Below are 25116 nucleotides of genomic sequence, written 5' to 3' on the forward strand. Positions count from 1 at the left end.
CTCCCACGGGCTTGGTGTCCCAAAGGTGCATCGGTCTTCCATCCGCCACCGCACTTGCCACTACAGCTTCAAATACGGCATTTGGGAAGTTACAAAGTCGTCGGGTGCTTGCAGTCGGCAGCCGAGACCAATCGCCGAAGCCACGAAAGAGATCAATACGGGCAAGAGGCCCCACATTCAGGCTCCATGCAGGATATGTGATGGGCCAAACCGTCGAGCTTCGTCTTCAACGTTTCTCCCGAACCTTGGTTGAGTTCGCGCCCACAAGCGAAAACCGACACTCCCGTGCGGCGGATCGATTCTCGGCTCGCTCTCTCTGGTCCTTAGACGGGCAATATCTATTTCGCTCTGTCCCGAGGACGGCACCGGTTTGCACGGCGACACCGTTTCGGCGCGTTTGAAACCCATGTGTCCGGACCCACCGCCATGCGCCTGCCGATGAGCCTCGATCACGCGCTCGCCTCCTTGAGGAACCGCGTCCAGGGCGGTGACGGCCCTGCCGCGATCCGCAAGCGCAAGGCCGGTCCGGCCAAGCTGCTGCTCGTCGGCTATCTCTCCTATGTCGTTGTTGGCTGGATTCTGCTCTCGCTGCCCTTCTCGCAGGCCCAGCCCGTCTCCGCGCTCGACAACCTTTTCACCGCCGTCTCGGCGGTTTCGACGACGGGGCTGATCAGCGTCGATCCGGGAACGAATTACACCCTGATCGGCGAGCTCGTGATCCTTGCTCTGATCCAGTTCGGCGGGCTCGGCTATATGACGATGAGCTCCTTCGCATTCCTGGCGGTCCACGCCAATTTGAGCGAGACCCAGGAAGAGACGACCCGCACCGCCTTCGGCCTGCCGAATTCCGTCGACCCGCGCCTCTTCCTGCGTTCGGTCGTGCTCTTCACCTTTGGCTGCGAGGCGGTGGGCGCCGCTTGTCTCTATGGCTTCCTCCTCGAAGCAGGTGATCCGGCGCCGCTCTGGAGCGCGATCTTTCACGCGGTCTCGGCCTTCTGCACGGCCGGCTTCAGCCTCTATGCCGACGGCTTCGTGCCCTATGCGGGCCATGTGGGCATCAACGCCACGCTCGCCGCTTTGAGCCTTCTCGGCGCCATGGGTTTCATCATCGTGGTCGACACGGTTCGCCGCCTGGCCGGCAAGACCCGTCATTACGGCTTCACGAGCAAGGTGATCCTTCGGATGACCGCCATCCTCGTCGGGCTGGGAACGCTGCTGATCTTCCTGGTGGAGCCCTCGATCGCCGGCCTCAACCCGGCGGATCGGCTGCTGGCGGCCTTCTTCCAGGCCATGAGCGCCTCCTCGACCGTCGGCTTCAACACCATCGCGATCGATCAGATCGCCAATGGCACGGCCATGGTCCTAATGGTGCTGATGGTGATCGGCGCCTCCCCGGCCGGCACCGGGGGCGGCGTCAAGACGACCTCCTTCGCCGCGCTCGTCGCCCTCGTGCGCTCGACGCTGAAAGGGCGCGCCAATGTCCGTTTCTTCCGCCAGAGAGTGCCGGACGCCCAGGTCCAACTCGCAACGACCAGCATGGCCTGCTATTCGGCCTTTTTGGCCATCGGCCTCTTCCTGCTGCTTTTGACGGAACCGGCCGCGCGCTTCGAGACTCTCGCCTTCGAAGCCATCTCCGCCCTCGGCACGGTCGGCCTCTCGCTCGGCGCCACCGGCGATCTCAGCCCACTCGGAAAACTCGTCATCATCGGCCTGATGCTCATCGGCCGCCTCGGCGTTCTCACCTTCGGTTTCGCGACCGCAACGCCCGACGGCGAAGAGGGCACGGCCTCAGGCGACGACGAACTCGCCGTTTAAAACGCATGATGGCGAGACGTCGTGAAACGCCCCGCCATCACAGAACATCGGGGGTCGGACACACCGACCAGCCCAGATTTATGCCTTCAGGCCGCGAAGGCCGGGCTCCCGGAGGAAACGCCCTCGCCGGCATCATTCGCGCTTACGGAGGGTCCCGTCTCCGGGGTGATGCCGAAGGCGCGGTCGAGCATGGCCGCGTCGAGATCCTTGCCGATGGCGAGGGCGCGGGGCGTCTCTCCGGCGGACGGCACATGGGCCGCCATGGAGACGCGGCCGCCGGCGATGTCGAAGCGCAGCCACCCCTCGCCCGAGCGCACGATCCCCTTCATCCGCGCGATCCGCCCCGCCGCGCCGTGATTGAAGCGGTTGAGATGGGCGGCCAGATCGTCGGCGGACAGGGGCGCTGGCACCGGCCGGCTCCAGGAACCAAGGCCGAGGCCGGGTTCGGGATGGTGATGGCCGTGACCGTGGGAATGATCATGGTCATGATCATGGTCATGATCATGGGCGTGGTGATGACCCTGGTGACCATGTCCATGGTCCTCGGCGCCGTGGTGATGATCGCTTCCATGATGGGCTGCGGGGCCATGGTCATGGACATGATGCGCTCCATGGCCATGATGGTGATGATCGCCATGGGTGGCGTTCAGTTCGATCGGCGCGCCGGGTGTCTCCGTCTGCCGCGCGGCCGGCAGGACAGATCGGCTCATGTCGAGCCCCGCCTCGACGACACCATAACGCGCCGGAAGAATGCGCGCGGTCGGATTGAGCGCCACCAGTGTCTCGCGCACGGCGGCAAGGCTCGCCTCGGAAACGAGATCGATCTTGTTGAGAATAAAGACCGGCGAAAGCTTGGCCTGGACGTCGAAATAGTCCGGCATATCGGCATAGTCGCGCAGGAAAGCGCCGGCATCGATGACCGTGTGCAGGCGCGTCACCTTGACCAAAGAAGCGATCTCCGGCGCGGCCAAAACCTGTAGAAGCGAGGCGACATCGGCAACGCCCGACGGCTCGATCAGCACCCGGTCAGGCGCCATCTTGGCGACGACGTCCCGCAGCTGGGCCGACAGATCCTTGCGCAGCGAGCAGCAGATGCAGCCATTGGGAAGCTCCACCACATCGGCGCCCTGGCCCGACAGGAGCGATCCATCGATGCCGAGCTCGCCGAAATCGTTGACGAGCACGACGGTCTTCTCGGCCGGATTGGCCTCGGCCAGCATGCGGCGGAGGGTCGTCGTCTTGCCGGCGCCAAGGAAGCCCACCACGATATCGACCGCGAAGGGCTTGCGATCGCCGCGCGACTTCAAGGCCGGCGACCAGATGGCGCCCGCCGGCATCGGCAGGACGAGCATCCAATGTTCGAGGATCGCGAGCGCCATCAAGACGGCGAGGAAGGTGTAGCCAGCCATCTCAAAGGGCGTTGCCGACGCATCGAGGGCGGCGACGACGAGAAGCGCCGTAATGACGGTCGAGATCGTCACGGAGAAGGGAAAGAGCAGGTTCATCGAGCGCTTGTTGAGGAAGCCCTTCAGGAACTCCAGATGCTCGGGGAGAAACTCCTCGTTCAGATTGCGCACGCCGAAGAAGACGTTGAGCTTGGCGCTCTGATGCATCCACCACAGGACCATGAAGGTCCACATGCCGATCTGGTTCGGGCCGCCCCAAGTGAGCGAGACCACGGCGATGGCGGCAGCGATGATCGCCAGCTCGTGCCACAGACTGGTCTGGACGGCATGGCCGAAATGCCTGAGGCCTCGGCAGTTCTCCGGGCACTGGGCTTTGCGCGGACCGGTGACATAGCCCATGTAGAAGCTCATCTCCTGCCAACCCCAGGCGAGAAGCCCGAAGGTGAAGGCCCAATAGGCGCCGGAGATGGAGGCGTCCTGAGCGCTCCATTTCAGCCCCCAGAGCGAGAGGCCGAAGATGATCGTCGCGCCGATCATCGAATATTTGAACGTCTTCTGGGGAAGACCGTCCAGATAGATGATGAGAACGGTCGACGCCCACCAGACGACGAGGGCGAAGAGGGCCGGGAAGAGATATTCGGTCATGGCCGTTCTCCATAGACTGTGACGTTATACCAAGATGCAGGGATGGTGACCCATCCGCATCTTGAGCCGTTCAAGCGCCACGCGGGCTTGACCAAAGCTCGATGAGTCGGCCTCACCGAGCTTTGGTATTACATGCGCGTCCCATCGGTCGATGGCGGCGCAGGTTGCGGCCATCACAAAACCCCGAGGATCCATCGATCGACCGGCGCTTTGCGATGCGCCCGAACCCTCGATGATCCATAGGAGGCTCGGACCATCGGCTTCGACCGTGTCACCTCGCGCGTCGGGCGCAAGGGTCGGTGCTTCTACCAGGCCGGCACGAGCCGTCCGTCCTCGGGAATCTCGTTGGGAATCGAGCGCATGGCGTAGAGCCGGGCGAAGATCGCCGCCGCCTTCGCCCGGCTTCTCAGAACCTTCAGCTTGCCGGAGAGACCGCCCGCAGCGCGCGCCGCATCGATCTCCCGAGACACCGTCACCAGCTTGTCGAGGGCGGCCTGAAACTTCGGGTTCTCAATGTCCAGCGTCAGCGGGAAGACCTGCTTTACGATCTCCGACGTGACGCGGAAGACTTTGCGGTCGTAATCGCTCGGATCGAGGCCGAGGGCCTTGTGGAATTCCGGCCGGGCGTGATCGCGCACATACATCGTGGCGAAGACGGCGAGCTGGAAGAATTTCACCCACAGCTTGTTGTGACCGCGCAGCACATGCGGCTCGGCGCGCATCAGAAGCGCGAAGGCCTCGCCATGGCGGAACTCGTCATTGCACCACTTCTCGAACCATTTGAAGATCGGATGGAAGCGTTTTTCGGGATGGCACTCCAGATGCCGATAGATGGTGATGTAGCGCGCGTAACCGATCTTCTCGGACAGATAGGTCGCGTAATAGATGAATTTCGGCTGGAAGAAAGTGTACTTCTTCTCCTTGGTCAGGAAGCCGAGATTGACCCCGATGCCGAATTCCTTCAGCGCGTCGTTGATGAAGCCGGCATGGCGGGCCTCGTCGCGGCTCATATAGGAAAAGAGCTCGCAGATATCGGGATTGGTGCCGCGCCGCTTCATCTCCTTATAGAGGACGCAGCCCGAGAATTCGGCGGTCAGCGAGGAGACGAGGAAGTCCACGAACTCCTTGCGCAGGCCTTCGGGCAGCGCGTCGAGGTCGATCTTGTCCCAATTCTCGTCACGCTTGAAATGGCCGCGATTGGGATCGGACTTCAACTCGGCGATCAGCGCATCCCATTGGGGACGGATCGCGGACACATCGACCTTGTCGAGTTTGTCGAAATCGGTGGTGTAGAAACGCGGGGCGAGAAGCGTGTCTTCCTGAGCCGAGCGCGTCGTCTCGTTGATCTCGGCCGAGCGCACGGGGCGCCCGCCGTCGATCCTGGCCGGAGCGTTCATAGGCTTGCCCTTTCGGAGAAGGAGAACTCGCAGAGTTCCATGAATTCGAAATCGCCGGTGAGCTTCGTCCAGCTCTTTTCGATCCAGCCGGCACGGCGGATCGTGGCGGTGCGCCGGATCGAGGCTTCCTCGCCATAGGGCACCTGGACCGGCGCCCCATGGACGAGCACCTCGTCGCCCGGCTCCACGGTGACGCCGCCGTCGAAGCGCACATGGGCGTGGAGGCTTTCGAAGGTGTTGGACACCTCCACCGTACAGGGAACGGTCTCGCGGCGACCGCCGAAGATCGACTGCAGCATCATGGTCTTTCCCCATCGACCTTGAGAAGGGCGGCGAAGGTGCGGGTGTTCTCTTCGCCGAACGCCCTCAATTCCACTTGCTGGCCCGTTTCCGGGTCCTCGACCACCAGCCTTCCGTCCGCCTTGAGCGCTAGGACGAAGGGTGCGGTCTCGGATGCACCGGCGCGCGCCCGGTAGCGATCGAGATTTCGCAGCGCTTCGACGGCGAAACCGCCCGCGGCGGTCGGCAAGGTCATCAAGGTCTCGCCGCTCGCCGCATCCGTGATCGAAACGGTCGGCCCGCCCTGATCGACCAGAGTGAGCCCTCTCGACGCCACGGTCTCGACGACCGGGGTCTCGAACTGGCCGATGCCGGTGCGGTTCGAGACGAAGCCGAAGGCAAGCGTCATCACGGCCAGAACGCCGGCCGAGATCAGAATCGCCTTCGGAATCGGCCGATCCGGGGTCGGATAGAAACGGAGCGGTTTCCCGTCGGCGCTCTGGATCTGGCTCATGCGAGAGCGGCCTCCTGGCCCAGGCTTTGGCGGGCCGGCGCCGTCTTCACACCGTCCCGAACGGCCGCTCCGCCCGTGGTCGCCAAGGCCTTTGCCAAGATTCCGGCGACCGTCTCAGCGTCCGGCACGGCTCGCAGCATGGGCTCAGCGGCGCGAAAACGCAACGGTCGGGCAAAGGGCCAGATCTGGAAATAGAATGGCCGCCCGGCCGCCGGGAGTGTCAGCGGGATGTCGCCGGTCCCGTCGCGATAAAGCTTCAGGCTCGCTGCCTCCACGTCCTTCAGCGGAATGTTCAACTGGGAGGGAAGCGCGACCCCGAAGCGCATCACGATGCGTCGATCGGTGACGGTGAAGCCGGTGGAGCGCGCATAGAGCCAGGCCAGGATCGCGAGGATTGCGATACAGACCGCAAAGGCGATGACGAGCGGCGTCGTCTTGGCGAAGGCGAGCGCCCAGGAGCCGGAATCATGCTGGACCGAGCCCAGCCGCCAGAGGACGAGCAGGCCGAAATACAGCGTCAGCGCTTTGAGGCGGAAGGCGTTCAAAGTCAGGCGCCAGGCATCGGGTTTGCCCTGCCAGAGGATGCTTTCGCCCGAGGGCAGTTCGCCGGGCTCGATCTTGACCGGGAAGTCGTCGGTTTCGTCGAGGGTCGTGGGTTCGGATCTCATAGGAACGGACTCTGATCGCCGGATTTTGCGTAAAGGGTGCCGCCGGCGAAATAGCCGTTGATGCGGTCTTCCTCGCGCATAGTGATGCTGTCGCGCTCGGCGACGATCGGCACGCGCAGAAATTGCTCGCGCGTCAGCGTGGGAAAATTCATCCGCCGGGGACGCTCGGAGAAGGAACAGAAAGCGTAAGGGGCCAGAAGCCGCCGCCGATCAGGTTCCTCGGTGAGCTCGACCTCGACATAGCGCACGAAATATTCATGGGCGTTGATCCACAGATCGTGGACGATGCCCACCTGCGGCCCATCGGCGGCAAAGACCTGCATGCCGAAGAGATCGATATCGGTGTCTTCCAGACGGTATTGCGGCCTGTCGCGCATCGGCACCATCTTCAGATCGCCATCATAGGTGCGGTCCGGCTCGTCGGCCTTCAGGGCGTAGGAGGCCGGGCCGATACCATCGAGGAGCGGATCGCCGAGCGGCATCAGCGGCGCGCCCGGAAAGGCATAGGCCGGCCGCGCATTGAGCTCGCGTTCGCGCTGGGCGCGCGGCGCCAGGACCGTCTTGCCGCCGCGCAACAGGAAGGTCTTCGGCTTGGGCAGCGGCGGGAAGCCGACGACGGCGACGCGTCCGGCGGTGCCGCGGGGCCGATCGGACTGAAGCGGATAGCCCTCGCGCTTGTCCTCCTGGCGCAGATAAAAGACGAGACCCAGGAAGAACAGGAAGAAGGCGATGACGAGAAGCAGCGGCAAGTCCAGCTGCTCCGTGAAAGCTCCTACGGGCATGAGATTCACACTCCTTCGCTTCAGTTCGGAAGGTCCGGCAGGCCGAAGCCTTGGCCAGATGGTTGACGGGGCTCGATGCTTTGCGGGCGCACGAGCGGCCCAAGAACGAGGAGAGCGGCAAAGAGAAGGCCGATCTCGAGATGGTAGACGACGCCATAGCCGGCGGCGACATTCTGAAAGGCCGGACCGAAGACGCCCACATCGGCAAGCCGCGCGACCTCGTCGCGCAAGACGCCGCCGCTGATGACCGCGAGCCCGGTCGCGATGGCCTGGACCGCACCCCATGCGCCGAGGACAAGGCCGCTGCCGAGATCGGCGCGGCCGATCCGCTCCATCACGGCCAGAAGGATGGAGACCGAGAAGAAGCCGCTTCCCAGGCCGATCAGGAAGGTGCCGACCGAAAAGCTGGCGACCGACAGAAGCGGCCCGGCCATGACGACCGCCGAGAAGCCCGGCAGGCCGATGAGAAGCCCGAGAGCGGCAACCACATGCGGATTGCCGTTGCGCGCCCCGCCGAGCAACCTTGCGGCACCGAAAAAGCCCAGAAGACTCCCAGAAGCAAAAAGCGCGGTCAGAAGCGTCGTCGCCCCGACACTCATCTTGAAGACCTCGGCGCCATAAGGCTCGAGGAGAACGTCCTGCATGCTGAAAGCGGCCGTGCCGACCGCGAGAGCGGCGAAAAGGCGCTTCAGGTCGGGCTGGCTCGCGAAGAGATCGCGCAGATCCTCGACGAAGCGGCGCTTCGGACCGGTATCGACCTCGGGCGCGATGTCGCGCCGGCGCGGCTCCTGCTGCCAGATCGCGACGAGCGTCAGAAGAATGGTGACGACGGCCGAGCCCTGAAGAAGCTGGATCAGCTTCATGGGCGTGAAATCGTCGAGCAGCCGACCGATGACGATCGCGCCCGTGAACAGGCCGACGAGCAGCATCGTATAGAGCATGGCAACGACGCGCGGCCGCTTGTCCGGCTGGGCGAGATCGGAGGCGAGCGCGAGGCCGGCCGTCTGCACCGTATGAACCCCGCAACCCACCATGAAGAAGGCGAGAAGCAGGCCCGCCTTGCCGGCGAGAACCGTCTCGGGGACGCCCTCGGAGACCAGGAGCAGCGAGAAGGGCATGATCGCCAGCCCGCCGAACTGGGCCATGGCGCCGAGCCAGATGAAGGGCGTGCGCCGCCAGCCGAGATAGGAACGGCGATGATCGGATTTGAAGCCGATCAGCATGCGCGCCGGCGCAAGCAGCAAGGGCAGCGCCATGGCGGCTGCGATCAGCGTCACGGGAATGCCGAGCTCGACCGCCATGACGCGGTTCAGCGTGCCGCCGAGAAGGACGAGGGTGATGCCGACCGACAGCTGGAAGAGCGACAGGCGGATCAGCCGGCCGAGCGGCAGATCGGCCGTCGCCACATCTGCAAAGGGCACGAAGACGCGCAGGAAGCGCGCCATCCGCGTCTCGCCGGTGAACGGCCCTTGTCCTGTCGCCGCCCTGGTCATCGTGCCGCAAGCTCCATGGCATGGCTCTTGTAAAAGCCGGTATCGACGCGCAGGCCACGCCCCGGCGCAAAGCGCTCGGCGATCGGCGCCTCCGCCTCGATCCGGCGGATCAGACCCCGACGCGAAACCGGCACGATGGCCGGCGCCCGGTCGCCGCGCGGGAAGAAGCGCCCGGCCGCATGCATCACGGTGAGCAGCGGCGTCTTCGGCGCGAAGGTGAAGAGGATCGATTGCTCGGTCCGCTCGCAAAGGCGGGCCAGCGCCGCGACCGCATCGGCCGGCTCGTAATGGATCAGCGAATCCATGGCGATCACATGGTCGAAGCGGCCAAGGCCCTCATCCAGCATATCGCCTGAGCGGAAGGTCACTTGCCCCTTGAGCGACAGCGACTCCGCGGCTGTCCGGGCATGGGCGACGAGCGTCTCGGACAGATCGATCGCGACGATGTCAGCCCCGCGCGCCGCCGCTTCCACGGCAAAGGCCCCCGTGCCGCAACCGGCATCAAGGATACGCCGGCCGGTCAGGTCTTCGGGCAGCCAGGACAGAAGCGTCGCGCGCATCGTGTCGCGGCCGGCGCGCACGGTCTGGCGGATGCGCCCGACGGGCGCGGTCGAGGTCAGCTTCTTCCAGGTCTCGGCGGCGGTGCGATCGAAATAGGTCTCGATCTCGGCCCGCCGCGCCTCGTATGTGATCGCCTCGGATGTCATGACGTCGCTCATGGCCGCCTCATTCGAAACCGAGGAAATCGAAGATCTCCCGGTCCTTCATCGATTTGGCGTCGAGCGGCTCTACCCCGGCATAGAGTCTTGCGGCCAGCGCCAAATACTCGTTCTGGACGGCTTCCAGCTCCGGGCTCGACTCCATTTCGAACAGCGTCGACTTCTTCAGGCGCGAACGGCGGATGACGTCGAGATCGGGGAAATGGGCGACCCGTTCGAGACCGACGGCCCGGGCGAAGCGGTCGACCTCGTCGGTCTGGGCCGAGCGGTTGGCGATGACCCCGCCGAGGCGCACGTCGTAGTTCTTCGCCTTGGCCTGGATCGCGGCGACGATCCGGTTCATGGCAAAAATCGAATCGAAGTCGTTGGCAGTGACGACGAGCGCCCTGTCGGCGTGCTGGAGCGGAGCGGCGAAACCGCCGCAGACCACATCGCCCAGAACGTCGAAGATGACGACATCGGTGTCCTCCAGAAGATGATGCTCCTTCAGGAGCTTCACCGTCTGGCCCACCACATAGCCGCCGCATCCCGTTCCGGCGGGCGGACCGCCGGCCTCGACGCACATGACACCATTATAGCCCTCGAAGACGAAGTCTTCTGGGCGCAGCTCCTCGGCATGGAAATCGACGCTTTCGAGAATGTCGATGACCGTCGGCTGCAGGCGCTTGGTCAAAGTGAACGTCGAATCGTGCTTCGGATCGCAACCGATCTGAAGCACGCGCTTTCCGAGCTTGGAAAAAGCGACCGAGAGGTTCGACGAGGTCGTCGACTTGCCGATCCCGCCCTTGCCATAGATCGCAAAGACCTTGGCGCCGTCGATCTTCGGCCCCGTATTCATCTTCACCTGGACGCTGCCATCCCCGTCTTCCCGGCGATAGACAGTTCCCGGCAGGGGGAGCGTCGTCTTCAGTCCGCTCATCACGCGGCCTCCATCTTGCTCTTATCCGGCTTGGTCTCACCCGCCGCACCTGCAGCGGGGGGAAGGATTCCCTCAAGTCGGTCTTCGAGATCAGCGCTGGCCTCAAGAAGGGCCTCGCGTTCGGCATCGGTCGGGCGCCAATAGCGCCGCTCATCCGCCTCGATCAGCCTTTCGGCCATGCGCATCGAGGCGGTGGGATTGAGTTCGGCCAGGCGCTCGCGCATCGCCTCATCGAGGACGAAGGTCTCGGCGATCCGCCGATAGACCCAGGGGCTCACCTGGCCGGTCGTCGCCGACCAGCCGAGCGTGTTGGTCAGATGGGCCTCGATCTGGCGCACCCCCTCATAGCCATGGGCGAGCATGCCCTCGACCCATTTGGGATTGAGGGTGCGGGTGCGGGTTTCCAGCGCGACCTGTTCCTCGAGGGTGCGCACGGTGCCTTTGCCGCGCGTGTCGTCGCCGATATAGACCGGCACCTGTCGGCCCCGCGCCTGGGTGACGGCGCGGCTGACGCCGCCGAGCGTGTCGAAGTAGTGGTCGATGGTGGTGACGCCGAGCTCGACCGAATCGAGGTTCTGATAGGTCAGATCCACCGTCGAGAAAGTCGAGGTCAGAAGCGCCTTCTGTTCGGACGAGCGGCCCTTGCGATCGATGGCGAAGCATTTGCGCCTTGTGTAAGCGTTGGCGAGTTCGCCCTCGCTCTCCCAGGCGCCGCCATCGACCATCAGATTGACGTTGGAGCCATAGGCGCCGTCGGCATTGGCGAAAACGCGCAAGGCCGCCGTCTCGATGTCGCAGCCGGTCTCCTTGGCATAGGCCCTCGCATGGCGCGCGACGAAGTTCATGTCGTCCGGCTCCTCAGTGGTCGCGGCCAGGAAGGCGGCTTCGGCGACGAGCTTGGACTGAAGCGGCAGAAGATCGCGGAAAATGCCCGACAGGGTGACCAGGGCATCGATGCGCGGCCGACCGAGGTCTTCGAGCGGCAGAAGCGCGGCGCCGGCCAAACGGCCATAGCCGTCGAAACGGGGAACCGCGCCGATCAGCGCCAAGGCCTGGGCGAGCGAGGTGCCTTCATTCTTCAGATTGTCGGTGCCCCACAGGACGATGGCGACCGTCTCCGGCAGCGCGCCGCCGGACGCCTTATGGCGATCGAGCAGCCGCTCGGCCTGACGGCGTCCCTCGGTGACCGCGAAGGCGGAAGGGATGCGGAACGGGTCGAAGCCATGGAGATTGCGCCCCGTCGGCGCGATAGCCGGATTGCGCAGGATATCGCCGCCGGCGACCGGCTCGATATAGCGCCCGTCAAGCGCGGCGAGGAGAGCGGGGAGTTCGTGATCCTTGGCCAGATCGCCCGCCAGCTTGGCGAGGATCGCAACGGCCTCGGCCCGCTCAGCGTCCAGCTTTCCCCTTCCGAAGGAAGAGGCGAGAAGCGCCGTGCCCTTGTCGCCATCGACCAAGGCCTCGATGGCCTGAAGCGCCACCTCTCCATCCTCGATCTGCGCTTCGGCGGCCGCCTTCAGCCAGCCGATGCGATCGCTCCTCGAAGGCGCTTCGCCCACCACATGGAGGCCGTTCGGAATGAGCGTCCGCTCAAGCTCGGCGAGCGCAGTCGTCAGCCGCGTGACCTCCGATGCCGTCTGAGGCTTTTCGAGATCGAGCGCTTCAGCCTGATCGCCCAGAAGGGCGAGAAGATCCGCCCGCTCCGTATGGGCGGACGGGTCGAGGGTCCGGAACCGGTCGAGCGAGGCTTTGAGATCGACGAGGCCGCGATAGAGGCCGGCCTCGGCCAAAGGCGGGGTCAGATGGGACACGAGGACGGCGTTCGCCCGGCGCTTGGCGAGCGCGCCCTCGGACGGATTGTTGGCCGCATAGAGATTGATGTTGGGCAGATCGCCGATCAGCCGATCCGGCCAGCACGCATCGGACAATCCCGCCTGCTTGCCCGGCATGAATTCGAGCGCGCCATGGGTGCCAAAGTGAAGGACGGCGTCGGCGCCGAGATCCTCGCGCAGATAGCGGTAATAGGCCGAGAAGGCATGGGTCGGCGCAAAGCTCTTCTCGAACAGGAGCCGCATCGGGTCGCCCTCATAGCCGAAGGCGGGCTGGATGCCGACGAAGACCTGGCCGAAACGCCGGCCGAGAACGAAGATCGACGAGCCGTCCGACTGCTGCTCGCCGGGCGCGGGGCCCCATTGGGCCTCGATGTCAGCAAGGTAAGGCTCGCGGCGCAGATGATCCTCGGCGGGAATGCGGGTGTGGACATTGGCCGGCGTACCGAAGCTCTCGGCATTGCCCTTCAAAAGCGCCTCGCGCAGCGCATCGACGCTTTCGGGCATCTCGACCCGGTAGCCGTCCGCCTTCAGACCTTGGAGCGCGTTGAAGAGCGAGGAAAAGACCGACAGATAGGCGGCCGTGCCGACGCTGCCGGCATTGGGCGGGAAGTTGAAGATCGTGATCGCGATCGTCCGCTCGGCCTTTGCCTTGCGTCTCAGCGCAATCAGCTTGGCGACACGGCCCGCGAGCCGGTTCGCCCGGTCCATATCGGCCGCCATCGCCCGATGGCCGTCGCTGCGGGCCATCGACGTGCGCCCGCCATAGACGGTCGCGCCGATCGCCCCGTCGATCTCGGGGATCGCGACCATCATGGTGGCTTCAACCGGCGTCAGCCCCGTGGCGGAGGTCTTCCACTCCTCGACCGACTGGAACTCGACGGCGAGCGCGCCGAGGAAGGGCACGTCGAGGCCCTTCAAGGCGGCCTTCGCGCCATCGGCATCGTTATAGGCCGGGCCGCCGACCAGCGAGAAACCGGTCAGCGAGACGAGCGCGTCGATGCGAGGCCGTCCCGCGTCGTCCTTGAAATAGGCATCGATGGCCGGGCGCGAATCGAGGCCGCTGGCAAAGGCCGGCACGACTTTCAGCCCCTTGGCTTCGAGCGCGGCGATCACCCCGTCATAATGGGCGGTGTCCCCGGCCAGCACATAAGAGCGCATGACGAGGAGGCCGACCGTGCCCGCCCGTCCCGGGCCCCGGTGCGGCAGGGTGTCGATGCGCGTCGCGATGCGCCCGCGAAGGCGCGGATGATAAAGGCCGATATCGGGATATTCGATCGGCTCGCGCGCCGTCGTCGGCTTTTGCGCCGCGCGCCCGGTCTCGGCGACGCCTGTCGCCTGCGGCCCGTAGCGAGCAACGAGGAAGCGGATCATATTGGCGAGATTCTGGTCCGAACCGCCGAGCCAATATTGCAGGACGAGGAAATAGGCGCGCAAATCCTGGGCCGTGCCGGGAATGTAGCGCAGCACCTTGGGCAGGCGGCGCAGCATGGTCATCTGGCGCGAGCCGGAGCCCTGGCCGCCCTTTTTCGGGCTGCCCTTCAGCTTCTTCAACAAGCCCAGAACGCCGCCCGTCTCCTTGCCCATGTCGAGCTTGCCCGCCCGGGTCAGACGAATGACTTCGCCCGACGACAGGGCGCCGATGATCGCGCCGCAATGATCGCGCCTGGCCTGCAAGGCGGGCAAAACCGGCGTGATATGCGGCTCCATGAACAGCATATTGGCGAAGATGATGTCGGCGGACGCAATGTCGTCGAGGCAGGCCGAGAGGCTCGCCGGATCGCGGTCCCAGTCGGTCGCGGCGTGAAAGCCGATGGTCAGGCCGTCGATCTTGCCGCTCAGGCGATCGCGGGCCGCGGCCACCGCGCCGCCCATATGGCCGTCGAGCGTGATGATGACGACACGCGGGCCGCGCGTCTTCGGATCAGCGCCGCCATGGACGCTAGCGCGCAAAGTGGGCTTTGGCGTCATAGAGCGTCTCCAGGGTGATTTCGGCAAGACCGCGCTCGGCCGCGAATCGTTCGGTGTTCTTGCGCGCCTTTCCCCGCACGAAGAACGGGATCTTCTTCAGCTCCGCCTCGGCATCGGCGCTCCAGATCCGGATCGGGCCCTCTTCGGCGAGCGGTCGCAGCGCCGGCTCGGCCGCCGGCGCCTCGCTCACGCGCTGGCCGGGCCCGAGATGGGAGGGCTTGGCAGTGTCGGAGAATTCGAAATCCTCCCGGAACATGCCGAGAAGATGCTCTTCCAGCCCCATCACCAGAGGATGGACCCAGGAGTCCCAGAGGACATTGGCGCCCTCGAACCCCATTTGCGGCGAATAGCGGGCCGGATAGTCCTGCACATGGACGGGCGCCGAGATGACCGCGCAGCCGATTCCCAGGCGCTTGGCGATATGGCGCTCCATCTGGGTGCCGAGAACGAGTTCCGGCTCGGCCTCGGCGATCGCCTGCTCGACGTCGAGATAATCGTCAGTGATCAGCGCGGTGAGGCCATGGGCTTGTGCGGCCTCGCGCACCGCACGGGCCTGTTCGCGCGAATAGGTGCCGAGGCCGACAAGCTCGAAGCCGAATTCCTCCGTCGCCACCCTTGCAGCCGCCACCGCATGGGTCGCATCGCCGAAGACGAAGACCCGCTTGCCGGTCAAATAGGTCGAATCGACCGAGCGCGAGAACCAGGGGAGCCGGCCAGCGTCGGAGCGATCCGGCAGCGCGTCGAGCCCGGCTAGTCGGCGAACCTCCGCCACGAATTCCCGTGTTGCGCCGACGCCGATCGGCACCGTCGTCGTATAATCCTGGCCATAGGTGCGCTTCAGCCAGCGTGCAGCCTGTTCGCCGATCTCGGGATAGAGAAGGACGTTGAAATCGGCGTCCGGCAACCGCGCGATATCGGCCGCGCTCGCCCCGAGCGGGGCGACGACGGCGACCTCGATGCCATTCTCCTTCAGGAGCTTGGTGATTTCCATGACGTCGTCGCGATGGCGAAAGCCCAGCGCGGTGGCCCCGAGAATGTTGCAGCGAGGCACCCGGCCTTGCGGCTTCCCAGCTACCGGCTCCACGCCCTCGCGCGCGGCCAGATGCCGGACGATCTGATAGAAGGTCTCGCCGGCGCCCCAATTCTCCTTGCGCTGATAGGAGGGAAGCTCCAGCGGAATGACTGGGCATGGGAGATTGGCCGCCTTGGCAAGGCCCGCCGGATCGTCCTGGATCAACTCGCCCGTGCAGGAGGCGCCGACCAGCATCGCGGCCGGCTTGAAGCGCTCATGGGCCGATTCCAGCGTCGACTTGAAGAGCGCCGCCGTATCCGATCCGAGGTCACGGGCCTTGAAGGTCGTATAGGTCACCGGCGGGCGCTTCTCGCGCCGCTCGATCATGGTGAAGAGAAGATCGGCATAGGTGTCGCCCTGGGGCGCATGCAGGACGTAATGGACGTCCGTCATGGCGGTCGCGACCCTCATCGCCCCCACATGGGGCGGTCCTTCATAGGTCCATACGGTGAGCTGCATCGCCGACCCTCCCCTTAAACCCGAAGGCGCGTCTTGCGGTCGAAGGGCCGCGCGAAAAGACCGGCAAGGTCGCTCGCCTGGTCATAGCCCTGGATCGGCGTGAAGATCAGCTCGATCGACCATTTGGTGGTGAGGCCGTCGGCCTCCAGCGGGTTGGCGAGGCCGAGGCCGCAGACGGTGACGTCGGGGCGCGCGGCGCGAACCCGGTCGAGCTGGCGCTCCACGTCCTGGCCTTCGGACAGCTGCACATCAGAGCCGAGCAGCTTCAACTCCTCGGCGAGATGGGCGCGGTGAAGATAGGGCGTGCCGACTTCGATCGGCTCCATGCCGAGTTCCCGGCTCAGCATCCGCGCCAGCGGCACTTCGAGCTGGCTGTCGGGCATGAAGAAGATGGTCTTGCCCGCCATCTCGTCCCGGAAGGGCTGAAGCGCGCGCTTGGCCCGCGCCTCGGCCGCCGCGGTCGCGTGGCGGAAGGCCATCGGATCGGCGCCGAAGGCCCTGGCCGCAGCGCCCAGCCAAGCAGTCGTCCCCTCCGCCCCGAGCGGGAAGGGCGCGGGAATGTGCCGCGCGCCGCGCTCTGTCAGGCATCGCGCCGTCTCGCCCAGGAAAGGCTGTGCCAGAAGAAAGCGGGTGTTCGGCCCGACGGGAGGCAGAGCGCGGGAGTTGCGAGGCGGCAGAAAAGAGACGCGCTCGATCCCGATCTCGGCAAAGAGCCGTGCGAACTGGTCCTCGACCACATCGGCCAAGGCACCGACGACGAGAAGCTCCGGCGCCTCGCTCGTCGCATCGGTAAGCTCCGGCACGAGAGCGGCCAGACACCGGTCCTCGCCCTCGGTGAAGGTCGTCTCGATCCCCGAGCCGGTATAGTTGAGGACGCGGACCTCCGGCGAATAATGGCGCGACAGGCGCTCGGCCGCCCTTGAGAGATCGAGCTTGATGACCTCGGACGGGCAGGAGCCGACGAGGAAGAGCATCTTGATGTCCGGCCGGCGATCGAGCAGCCGGGCGACCACCTTGTCGAGCTCCTCATTGGCATCGGCCATGCCGGCGAGGTCGCGCTCTTCCATCACCGCCGTACCGAACCGCGGCTCGGCGAAGATCATCACGCCGGCGGCCGACTGGAGAAGATGGGCGCAGGTTCGCGAGCCGACGACGAGGAAGAAGGCATCCTGGATCTTGCGATGCAGCCAGACGATGCCGGTCAGACCGCAGAAGACTTCGTGCTGGCCGCGCTCGCGGATGATGTCGGGCTCGGCGCAGCCGGCCTTCGGAAGCGGAAGGGTGTGAACGCTCATGCCAGCGCCCTCCCCTCATCGAGGCTCGGCGCGTCCGCCGCATCGTCCGCGGCCTGCCCTTCGAGCCGGGCGGCGCGAAGCTTGAGAAGGAATTGGGCGGCGTTCACCACATAGGCGGCATAGGCGACCAGCGCGACGGCGAGCTGTTCGGCCATAGTTCCGAGCCCGGCGAAGAGCATGACGACATAGGCCAGATGCAGGGCGATGACGGCAAAGGAGACGACGTCCTCCCAGAAGAAGGCGGGGGCGAAGAGCCAGCGGCCGAAGACCTGCTTTTCCCAGATCGACCCGGTGACCATGATCGTCAGAAGCACGAGCGTCTTGATCAGAATAGACACCATCGCCGCCGTCTCGCCCACCCCGAAGAGCAAGGCTCTGAGAACGAGAGCGAGGGAGATCAGGAAGACCAGGAATTGCAGCGGCGCCAGAATGCCCTGGACAAGGGTCCAGGGGCTTTCATCCCGCCGCCGGCGCTCTTCCGGCGTGTAGAGCCCTGATCCAGGCTTGCACCCGGCAAGCGGTGTCCGCATAGCAGGCTTGATGCCGTATTGCGGCCCCTCCGGGTTCGTCTTTGCGGTGGATTTCAACCGTGCCATGACCGTCAGTGTGCGCCCCTGCACCAGTCACTGTCAAGTTTGCTTTACATTGACATCGGATCACAAGACGCAGGCAGGTCGGAGAAATCACGCCGCACGGGTTGCAATGGTTCCAATGTTGCGAGAAGCTGTCTAAAAGTCGGCGAAACGACGGCATCCAAGACCGCCAAGCTCTTAGATGCAGGGGCTATGACCCTGCGAGGGAGGAGATGCTATGGCATTTAGAATGGATCATGCCGATGCCGCCTCCGCCGATCACGACGGTTACGGCTCCGAGCAACAGTCAATGAGCATTGACACGAACGCGTCCCGCTACGGCCGCCTCGACGAGGAGACCGCTGACGAGGGCTCCGACGCGCCAGGGCGACCGGCTGGCCTCGAAGATGCCGTGCGAGCCGCGGTCATTCCGCGGCTGTATGCGCGGCGCAGCACGCCGGGCTGCGACAAGGGCCATTCGGCCGACAAACGCCTTTCCCATTTCCACACTCGGCACGCCGCCGATCGGCTCCGCAGCCTGCTTCTCTCAGGCCGCGACGAGGAGCAGGTCGCCTTCCTGACCGAGATGCGGCAGACCTTGTCCCTCTCCGTGCTCATCGGCGACGTTGTCGCGCCGGTCATGGACGAGATCGGAATTGAATGGGAAGAGGACCGCATGACCTTCGCCGAGGTCACGCTGATCTCGACCCGTCTCCAGCGAGGTTTGAGCCTTGCGATCGGCCGCGAGCCGGCCGAGAGCGGAGCGAAGTCGGCAGGCCGCGGCGATATTCTCCTCGCCGTCATGCCGGGCGAGCAGCACTCGATAGGGGTGGATGCGCTCGCGGCGCTTCTGGCCGAAGCCGGCCATCACGTCGATCGGGCGACATCGGCGACCCTTGCCGAATTGTGCAAGCGGGTCAGTGAGCACACATACAGGATTGTGGGTTTGAGCTGCGGCAGCGATCGAACGCGGCCGGCACTCGGTGAAACCATTGCCAGCTTGCGGAAAGCCAGCAGAAATCCACGACTGCGCATATTCCTTGGTGGAAGAGCATTGCATGGGGCCGAAGAGTTAGTAGATAACATGGGCGCCGACCTGATCGTGACCGATGGACGCAGGGCGGTCGATCTGGTGTCCGATGCTCTAGCAAGTTGAATGTCCAGTTGCGTCGGTTGAAGGGACCTAAGGACCGGAACCCCGTCTCATGGGAGTGAATTTCGCTGGCGGCCGAACATTTTCCGATCCAGATCGATCCTTTTCGAATCTGGACGCGGCTCTGATCGCCTCGCTCGTCACCGCCTCCGCCGATATCGCCTTTCTCGTCGATGTCGAGGGCCGTGTTCTCGATGTGGCGATGCGCGACGAGGTGTGTCCGCCCTCCGTCTATCGCGAGTGGATCGGCCGACCTTTCGTCGAGACGGTCACCAGCGAATGCCGCCTGAAGGCCAAAAGGCTCCTTGGCGACGCCGGCAGTCAGAATTCGGCGCGCCGTGAGATCAACCACCCTGTTCCCGGCGCCGCCGATCTCCCCGTCAGCTATTCCATCCTGCCGCTGACGCAGAACGGGGCCAAGATTGCGCTCGGCCGCGACCTCAGAACTGTCTCCGACCTTCAGCAAAAACTGATGTCGGCACAGATCGCTTATGACCATGAATTCGAGCGCATTCGCGATGTCGAGGCCCAATACCGGCTGCTGTTCGAGACGAGCGCCGAAGCCCATCTCGTGATCGATCCCGGCAATCGGCGGATCGTCGAGGCGAATGCCTCGGCAAAGGCGCGGTTTGGCGCAAGCGGCTCCGGCGATATCGTCGGGCGCAACATCGAGACTTTCCTCGCCGAGGATGGTTTGCCGGTCTTCGACGCACTCGTCGCCACCGCCTTCTCCTCTGGACGCACCGAGCGCGGAACGCTCCAATTGAAGGGCGAGCCGCGCGACAGCGCCATGGTCGCCTTGCGCTTCTTCCGCCATCTCGGCGCCTCCCGCCTATCGCTGCAACTCGTCTCGGATAATGGCCAAGAGAGGAGCGAATTTCGGCGCAGCGAGGATCTGCTCGCACGTCTCGGGCGCCAGTCGCCGGACGCCATTGCCCTCCTCGACGAAGAGATGCGCGTCGTTCTCGTCAATGAAAGCCTTCTCGACCTTATCCAAATCGCCGATGCCGCCCAGGCGCTGGGCCGCCCCTTCGCCAATTGGATCGGCTCGCGCGGGCTGGAGCTGACGGTCCTGAAGAATGCCGTCGACCAGCAAGGATTCCTGCGCAATCTTTCGACCCAGCTGCGCCCCGTTCATGGCCCGCCGCTTCCCGTCGAAGTCAGCGGCACGGCGGTCGAACGCGACGGCGTGCGCTATTACGGCCTCTCCATACGCCAACGCAAAAGAAGCCAGCGCTCCCCGGAAGAGGAGATGCCGCAGATCCCGGATGTGCGACCCGCTAATGAGATGATCGGCCTCGTTGGCCAGATGCCGCTTCGCGACATCGTGCGCGACACGACCGAGATCATCGAAAAGCTGTGCATCGAAGCGGCGTTGGAACTGACCGGCAACAACCGGGCCTCTGCGTCGGAAATCCTAGGCCTTAGTCGGCAGGCGCTCTATACCAAGCTGCGCCGCTATGGCATCGGCGGCGATCGTCCCGGTCAGCCGGACGATTCCGATCCCTCTTTGCAATAAATCCAAATTGACCTGTCAACTTTGGTTGACACTTGACGCGCTTCGGACCTAGCATCCGGCGCATGAGCCGTACGGTCGCCCCCTCTGCGCCCCTGACGCGTGTCCAGCCTTCCGCCGTACTTGCGGTGCTGAAGCCGGTGACGTGGTTCGCGCCGATCTGGGCCTTTGCCTGTGGGGCGATCTCCTCGATCCCGGCCATGCCGGCCGAAGCGGATGGCGCGCGCCTTTTTCTGGATGTCGCCCTTGGCCTCGTTCTCGCAGGCCCCTTGCTCTGCGGCGCGAGCCAGGCGGTCAATGACTGGTTCGATCGGCATGTGGACGCGATCAACGAGCCCCATCGCCCGATCCCCTCAGGGCGCCTGCCGGGCCGATCCGGCTTTGCCGTCGCCATTCTCTGGACCGCTCTGTCGCTTCTCGTCGCCGCTTGTCTCGGCCCGATCGTTTTTGCCGCCGCAGCGCTCGGCTGCGCCTTTTCCTGGGCCTATAGCGCCCCGCCCTTCCGTTTGAAGCGTGACGGCTGGCTGGGCAACGCCTCCGTCGCGATCTCCTATGAGGGTCTTGCCTGGATGACCGGCGCCGCTCTCGTCGCGCAAGGCCTGCCATCGGTCGAGACGCTTCTGCTCGCCGCACTCTACAGCCTTGGTGCTCATGGCATCATGACCCTCAACGACTTCAAATCGGTCAAGGGCGATCGGCAGTTCGGTATCATGTCGCTGCCGGCCCGATACGGTGTCGCGCTCGCCAGCCGCATTGCCTGCTGGGTGATGGCCGCTCCGCAGATCGTCGTCGTCGGCCTTCTCCTGTCCTGGGGTGAGACCCTCGCCGGCACCATCGTCGCGGCGCTTCTCGTCGGACAGGGCACTCTCATGCGCCGGTTCCTAAAAGACCCGGAAGCGGAAGCGATCCGCTACAACGCCACCGGAACGGGGCTTTACGTTCTTGGCATGATGGTCGCGGCGGTCGCGCTCGGGGTGGGATCATGAGAGAAGCACAGCAAGGTCTCGGCTGGTTCGCCATTCTCCGCCTCGCCTTCGTGCAGACGGCGATCGGCGCCATGGTGGTCCTGACCACGGCGACCATGAACCGGGTGATGGTGGTCGAGCACGGGCTCGCCGCGACCATTCCGGGCGCCCTGGTCGCGCTGCATTACGCCGTTCAGATGCTGCGTCCGCGCTTCGGTCATGGTGCGGATGTGGGCCAGAGCCGCACCGCCTGGATCGTCGGCGGCCTCGCGCTTTTGGCGCTCGGCACCGTTCTCGCCGCTTTTGCGACGGGCTGGATCGCCACCCATTTCGCGCTCGGCCTCCTGTCGGCGATGCTTGCCTTTCTGATGATCGGGGCGGGCGTCGGCGCGGCCGGCACTAATCTACTGGCGCTGATGGCGGCGGGCGTTGCGGCTCACCGCCGCCCTCAGGCGGCGACCTTGATGTGGACGCTGATGATCGTCGGCTTCGCGGTCACGGCGGGCCTGTCCGGCCGCTTCCTCGATCCCTTCTCCGACGCCCGTCTAGTCGCGGTCACCGCCGTCGTTGCCGCGAGCGCCTTCGCTCTCGGCACGCTCGCGATCCTCGGCGTCGAGAGCCAAGCAAGGCACTCTGCGCCAAAGCCCGCCAAGACATCGAAGACCACGGCCTTCGGCCCACGCCTTGCCTCGGTGTGGCGTGAGGCCGATACGCGGCGCTTCGCGATCTTCGTCTTCGTCTCCATGCTCGCCTATAGCGCCCAGGACCTCATCCTGGAGCCCTTCGCCGGCACGCTCTTTGCCATGACGCCCGGCGAGACGACGCAGCTTTCAGGCGTCCAGCATGGCGGAACGGTGCTCGGCATGGTCGCCGTCGCTTTGGCCGGAATGCTCTTCGGCCGGCGCTTTCCGGGCCTCCTGCGCCTCCTCTGCGTTCTCGGCTGTCTCGGCTCGGCGCTGGCCTTTGCCGCGCTCTTTGCCGCAAGCCGCATCGGCGAGGGCTTTCCGCTCGCCGGGGCGGTCGGCGCGCTCGGCCTCTTCAACGGCCTCTTCGCGGTCGCCGCGATCGGCTCCATGATGGGACTTGCCGGCGCGCAATCCGGTGAGGACTCGCCACGCCACGGGATCCGAATGGGGCTCTGGGGCGCGGCCCAGGCGATCGCCTTCGGCCTTGGCGGCTTTTTCGGAACCGTCCTCGTCGATCTCACCCTCGCCTTCACGGGCTCGCCCGCCTCGGCCTATGGCGCCGTGTTCCTCCTGGAGGCAGCGGGCTTCGTCGTCTCGGCGGCTCTTGCCTGGCGCTGCGTCGGGAATGCAGCACCGTTACGCGCCCCATATCGGCCTGCCCCCGCACAGAGCCCATCCCTGCCCGCGAGCGGAGCTGCCGCATGAAAAGCCTCGCCAACGCCCCAACAGCCTCCGCGACAACTCTGGGGCCCTTGCCGACATCGTTTGGCGCGGCCTTCTTCGATGCCGTCGTCATCGGCGGCGGCCCGGCCGGCGCCACGGCGGCGCTCGAACTCGCCAAGGCCGGCTATCGCACGGCGCTGATCGAGCGCGGCGGGCGGATCAAGCCCTGCGGCGGCGCGATCCCGCCTCGTCTCATCCAGGATTTCGCCATTCCGCGTCATCTCCTGAAAGCCGAGATTTCCTCGGCGCGCATGATCGCGCCGTCGGGGCGCATCGTCGATATGCCGATCGACAACGGCTTCGTCGGCATGGTGGATCGGGACGAATTCGACGAATTCTTGCGCGATCGCGCGGCGAAAGCGGGTGCGGTGCGCATCACGGGCCAGTTCGAGGCGCTGGAAGACGGACATGGCGGAACCCGAACGATCCGCCTCAAGGCCCCGTCCGAGATCAATTCGCCCACTGGTTCTCATTTCGCCGAGCGGATCGAGGCTCGGCTCGTCATCGGTGCGGACGGGGCGCGGTCCGCCGTCGCCCGCCAGGCTCTGCCGCGCCAGAAGCCGGTGCCGAGCGTCTTTGCCTATCACGAGATCGTCGCCTCCGAAGGATCCAGCGCCGAGCCCGCACAGGGCCGGGCTGCGCGCTGCGACGTCTTCTATCAGGGGGCGATCTCGCCGGATTTCTACGGCTGGGTCTTTCCCCATGGCGAGACCACCTCGATCGGGACAGGTACTGCGAAGAAAGGATACGGCCTGCGCAAGGCGGTGACCGACCTCAGGGCCGCCTCCGGCTATGCCGACGCCCAGACGATCCGCCGCGAGGGGGCGCCGATCCCCTTGAAGCCGCTCAAGCGCTGGGATGACGGCCGCAATGTGGTTCTCGCCGGCGATGCGGCCGGCGTCGTCGCGCCGGCCTCGGGCGAAGGCATCTATTACGCCATGGAAAGCGCGCGGATCGTCGCCGAGGCCAGCATCGCTTTCCTCGCCACTGGCAAGGCCGAGGCTTTGAAGAGCGCGCGCGCCAAATTCATGGTCGACCACGGACGGATCTTCATGATCCTTGGAATGCTTCAAAGTGTCTGGTATCGCTCCGACTGGCTGCGGGAACGCTTCGTGGCCATTTGCCGCGACCGGGATGTCCAGCGCCTCACCTGGGAATCCTACATGCACAAGCGCTTGAGCCGGGCCAGCCCCGCCGCTCACGCGCGCATACTCTGGCAGAATATCGGGCACTATCTGGGATGGAGACCGGCCTAATGTTGGATCGCTCGCTCGAAACCGCGTTGCTCGAGACCAAGAGCCCCAAGGGTACGAAATGCCCAATGGGGTATGAATCGGTGCCGTTGGAGAGCTGCCCGGCCGAGATCGCCGAATGGATGCGCCTGTTGCCGGCATCGCGCCCCGCAACGGCGATTCCGGCTCCGTTCGATTACGAAAGCCATTTCCGCTCTGCGATCGAAGCGCTGCATGCGGAAAAGCGCTATCGGGTGTTTGCGGATCTGGAGCGGATCGCCGGTCGGTTTCCCCACGCCATCTGGCGGCATGAGGGCAAGGCGCGTGAGATCATCGTCTGGTGCTCCAACGACTATCTGGGCATGGGCCAGCATGAGAGCGTCGTCTCGGCCATGCGAAACACGGTCTCGGCGATGGGCTCGGGCGCCGGCGGCACGCGCAACATCTCCGGCACCAACCATCCGCTGGTCGAACTCGAGCGCGAGCTCGCCGATCTGCATGGCAAGGAAGCCGCCCTCGTCTTCACCTCCGGCTTCGTCTCCAACGAGGCCTCGATCTCGACCATCGCCAAGCTTCTGCCCGGCTGCCTGATCCTGTCCGACGAACTCAACCACGCCTCGATGATCGAGGGCGTGAGAAAGTCCGGCGCCAAGAAGCAGATCTTCCGGCACAACGATCTTGCCCATCTCGAAGAGCTCCTGAAGGCCGCGCCCAAAGGCCAGCCCAAGCTGGTCGTCTTCGAGAGCGTCTATTCGATGGATGGCGACATCGCCCCGATCGAGGCGATCTGCGATCTGGCCGAGCGCTACGGCGCGATGACCTATATCGACGAGGTCCATGCGGTAGGCATGTACGGCCCGCGCGGCGGCGGCATCTCCGAGCGCGAGGGCGTCGCCCATCGCATCGACGTGATCGAGGGCACGCTCGCCAAGGCCTTCGGCACGCTGGGCGGCTACATCACCGGTTCGAAGATGCTGATCGACGCCGTGCGCTCCTATGCGCCGGG

20 protein-coding genes are annotated in these 25116 nt (G+C 65.2%); 7 read left to right on the forward strand and 13 right to left on the reverse strand.

Annotated elements, in window-relative coordinates:
* The first annotated feature begins 408 nt into the window (after positions 1-408).
* Entirely contained in the window at positions 409-1815 is a 1407-nt protein-coding gene (locus B9A15_RS21620; RefSeq protein WP_244557073.1) for a TrkH family potassium uptake protein, read from the forward strand.
* Between the two features lie 86 nt (positions 1816-1901).
* Here the strand turns inward: B9A15_RS21620 and puhE are convergent, their stop codons facing one another.
* The 13 genes from puhE to bchF all read right to left on the reverse strand — a co-directional run bounded on the left by puhE (position 1902) and on the right by bchF (position 17793).
* Positions 1902-3866 (reverse strand): putative photosynthetic complex assembly protein PuhE, encoded by a 1965-nt coding sequence (puhE, locus tag B9A15_RS21625; RefSeq protein ID WP_084412976.1) that lies wholly within the window; start codon positions 3864-3866, stop codon positions 1902-1904.
* A gap of 305 nt (positions 3867-4171) precedes the next feature.
* The gene (gene acsF, locus B9A15_RS21630) at positions 4172-5263 is read right to left on the reverse strand and encodes a magnesium-protoporphyrin IX monomethyl ester (oxidative) cyclase (protein ID WP_084412978.1); all 1092 of its coding nucleotides are present in this window, start codon (positions 5261-5263) and stop codon (positions 4172-4174) included.
* A complete protein-coding gene (locus tag B9A15_RS21635) occupies positions 5260-5562 on the reverse strand; it encodes a hypothetical protein (RefSeq protein ID WP_084413006.1) in 303 nt (100 codons plus the stop codon). Before B9A15_RS21635 ends, acsF begins: the two co-directional genes overlap by 4 nt.
* On the reverse strand, positions 5562-6056 hold the full coding sequence (puhC, locus tag B9A15_RS21640) for a photosynthetic complex assembly protein PuhC (RefSeq protein WP_084412980.1): 495 nt from the start codon (positions 6054-6056) through the stop codon (positions 5562-5564). Before puhC ends, B9A15_RS21635 begins: the two co-directional genes overlap by 1 nt.
* On the reverse strand, positions 6053-6724 hold the full coding sequence (puhB, locus tag B9A15_RS21645) for a photosynthetic complex putative assembly protein PuhB (protein ID WP_084412982.1): 672 nt from the start codon (positions 6722-6724) through the stop codon (positions 6053-6055). Before puhB ends, puhC begins: the two co-directional genes overlap by 4 nt.
* Positions 6721-7506: a photosynthetic reaction center subunit H gene (gene puhA / locus B9A15_RS21650; protein WP_084412984.1), complete on the reverse strand. Its 786-nt coding sequence runs from the start codon at positions 7504-7506 to the stop codon at positions 6721-6723. The genes puhB and puhA overlap by 4 nt, the downstream gene beginning before the upstream one ends.
* Before the next feature lie 20 nt (positions 7507-7526).
* Complete coding sequence (locus B9A15_RS21655; protein WP_084413010.1) at positions 7527-8951, reverse strand: BCD family MFS transporter; 1425 nt, start codon at positions 8949-8951, stop codon at positions 7527-7529.
* 44 nt (positions 8952-8995) lie between these two features.
* Positions 8996-9718 (reverse strand): magnesium protoporphyrin IX methyltransferase, encoded by a 723-nt coding sequence (gene bchM / locus B9A15_RS21660; protein ID WP_244557075.1) that lies wholly within the window; start codon positions 9716-9718, stop codon positions 8996-8998.
* Between the two features lie 7 nt (positions 9719-9725).
* Complete coding sequence (bchL, locus tag B9A15_RS21665) at positions 9726-10637, reverse strand: ferredoxin:protochlorophyllide reductase (ATP-dependent) iron-sulfur ATP-binding protein (RefSeq protein WP_084412986.1); 912 nt, start codon at positions 10635-10637, stop codon at positions 9726-9728.
* Positions 10637-14437 carry a magnesium chelatase subunit H gene (locus tag B9A15_RS21670; RefSeq protein WP_084412988.1) on the reverse strand — a complete coding sequence of 1267 codons (3801 nt, stop codon included), beginning with the start codon at positions 14435-14437 and terminating at the stop codon, positions 10637-10639. The genes bchL and B9A15_RS21670 overlap by 1 nt, the downstream gene beginning before the upstream one ends.
* The gene (bchB, locus tag B9A15_RS21675) at positions 14409-15968 is read right to left on the reverse strand and encodes a ferredoxin:protochlorophyllide reductase (ATP-dependent) subunit B (RefSeq protein WP_084412990.1); all 1560 of its coding nucleotides are present in this window, start codon (positions 15966-15968) and stop codon (positions 14409-14411) included. The genes B9A15_RS21670 and bchB overlap by 29 nt, the downstream gene beginning before the upstream one ends.
* Before the next feature lie 14 nt (positions 15969-15982).
* Positions 15983-17263, reverse strand: coding sequence for a ferredoxin:protochlorophyllide reductase (ATP-dependent) subunit N (locus B9A15_RS21680; protein ID WP_084412992.1), 1281 nt, complete (start codon positions 17261-17263; stop codon positions 15983-15985).
* Positions 17260-17793 (reverse strand): 2-vinyl bacteriochlorophyllide hydratase, encoded by a 534-nt coding sequence (gene bchF, locus B9A15_RS21685; protein ID WP_084412994.1) that lies wholly within the window; start codon positions 17791-17793, stop codon positions 17260-17262. The genes B9A15_RS21680 and bchF overlap by 4 nt, the downstream gene beginning before the upstream one ends.
* A gap of 280 nt (positions 17794-18073) precedes the next feature.
* Between bchF and B9A15_RS21690 the strand changes: the two genes are divergently transcribed.
* The 6 genes from B9A15_RS21690 to hemA form a co-directional block, all read left to right on the forward strand.
* Positions 18074-18991, forward strand: a complete 918-nt coding sequence (locus tag B9A15_RS21690; protein WP_084412996.1) for a cobalamin B12-binding domain-containing protein — start codon at positions 18074-18076, stop codon at positions 18989-18991.
* A gap of 49 nt (positions 18992-19040) precedes the next feature.
* Entirely contained in the window at positions 19041-20507 is a 1467-nt protein-coding gene (gene ppsR, locus B9A15_RS21695) for a transcriptional regulator PpsR (protein ID WP_084412998.1), read from the forward strand.
* 62 nt (positions 20508-20569) lie between these two features.
* Positions 20570-21490, forward strand: coding sequence for a chlorophyll synthase ChlG (chlG, locus tag B9A15_RS21700; RefSeq protein ID WP_084413000.1), 921 nt, complete (start codon positions 20570-20572; stop codon positions 21488-21490).
* A complete protein-coding gene (locus B9A15_RS21705) occupies positions 21487-22860 on the forward strand; it encodes a BCD family MFS transporter (protein ID WP_084413002.1) in 1374 nt (457 codons plus the stop codon). Before chlG ends, B9A15_RS21705 begins: the two co-directional genes overlap by 4 nt.
* Positions 22857-24134, forward strand: coding sequence for a geranylgeranyl diphosphate reductase (locus B9A15_RS21710; RefSeq protein WP_084413004.1), 1278 nt, complete (start codon positions 22857-22859; stop codon positions 24132-24134). Before B9A15_RS21705 ends, B9A15_RS21710 begins: the two co-directional genes overlap by 4 nt.
* A 119-nt stretch (positions 24135-24253) precedes the next feature.
* On the forward strand, positions 24254-25116 hold an 863-nt coding region (gene hemA / locus B9A15_RS21715; protein WP_139798548.1), incomplete at its 3' end, for a 5-aminolevulinate synthase.

Origin of the sequence: Fulvimarina manganoxydans (assembly GCF_900176465.1) — a bacterium.
GTDB lineage: Bacteria > Pseudomonadota > Alphaproteobacteria > Rhizobiales > Rhizobiaceae > Fulvimarina > Fulvimarina manganoxydans.

Excerpts from the sequence above, each read along its gene's own strand:
- puhE (WP_084412976.1), bottom strand. The coding sequence starts at position 3,866 with ATGACCGAATATCTCTTCCCGGCCCTCTTCGCCCTCGTCGTCTGGTGG.
- acsF (WP_084412978.1), bottom strand. The coding sequence starts at position 5,263 with ATGAACGCTCCGGCCAGGATCGACGGCGGGCGCCCCGTGCGCTCGGCC.
- B9A15_RS21635 (WP_084413006.1), bottom strand. The coding sequence starts at position 5,562 with ATGCTGCAGTCGATCTTCGGCGGTCGCCGCGAGACCGTTCCCTGTACG.
- puhC (WP_084412980.1), bottom strand. The coding sequence starts at position 6,056 with ATGAGCCAGATCCAGAGCGCCGACGGGAAACCGCTCCGTTTCTATCCG.
- puhB (WP_084412982.1), bottom strand. The coding sequence starts at position 6,724 with ATGAGATCCGAACCCACGACCCTCGACGAAACCGACGACTTCCCGGTC.
- puhA (WP_084412984.1), bottom strand. The coding sequence starts at position 7,506 with ATGCCCGTAGGAGCTTTCACGGAGCAGCTGGACTTGCCGCTGCTTCTC.
- B9A15_RS21655 (WP_084413010.1), bottom strand. The coding sequence starts at position 8,951 with ATGGCGCGCTTCCTGCGCGTCTTCGTGCCCTTTGCAGATGTGGCGACG.
- bchM (WP_244557075.1), bottom strand. The coding sequence starts at position 9,718 with ATGAGCGACGTCATGACATCCGAGGCGATCACATACGAGGCGCGGCGG.
- bchL (WP_084412986.1), bottom strand. The coding sequence starts at position 10,637 with ATGAGCGGACTGAAGACGACGCTCCCCCTGCCGGGAACTGTCTATCGC.
- B9A15_RS21670 (WP_084412988.1), bottom strand. The coding sequence starts at position 14,437 with ATGACGCCAAAGCCCACTTTGCGCGCTAGCGTCCATGGCGGCGCTGAT.
- bchB (WP_084412990.1), bottom strand. The coding sequence starts at position 15,968 with ATGCAGCTCACCGTATGGACCTATGAAGGACCGCCCCATGTGGGGGCG.
- B9A15_RS21680 (WP_084412992.1), bottom strand. The coding sequence starts at position 17,263 with ATGAGCGTTCACACCCTTCCGCTTCCGAAGGCCGGCTGCGCCGAGCCC.
- bchF (WP_084412994.1), bottom strand. The coding sequence starts at position 17,793 with ATGCGGACACCGCTTGCCGGGTGCAAGCCTGGATCAGGGCTCTACACG.
- B9A15_RS21690 (WP_084412996.1), top strand. The coding sequence starts at position 18,074 with ATGGCATTTAGAATGGATCATGCCGATGCCGCCTCCGCCGATCACGAC.
- ppsR (WP_084412998.1), top strand. The coding sequence starts at position 19,041 with ATGGGAGTGAATTTCGCTGGCGGCCGAACATTTTCCGATCCAGATCGA.
- chlG (WP_084413000.1), top strand. The coding sequence starts at position 20,570 with ATGAGCCGTACGGTCGCCCCCTCTGCGCCCCTGACGCGTGTCCAGCCT.
- B9A15_RS21705 (WP_084413002.1), top strand. The coding sequence starts at position 21,487 with ATGAGAGAAGCACAGCAAGGTCTCGGCTGGTTCGCCATTCTCCGCCTC.
- B9A15_RS21710 (WP_084413004.1), top strand. The coding sequence starts at position 22,857 with ATGAAAAGCCTCGCCAACGCCCCAACAGCCTCCGCGACAACTCTGGGG.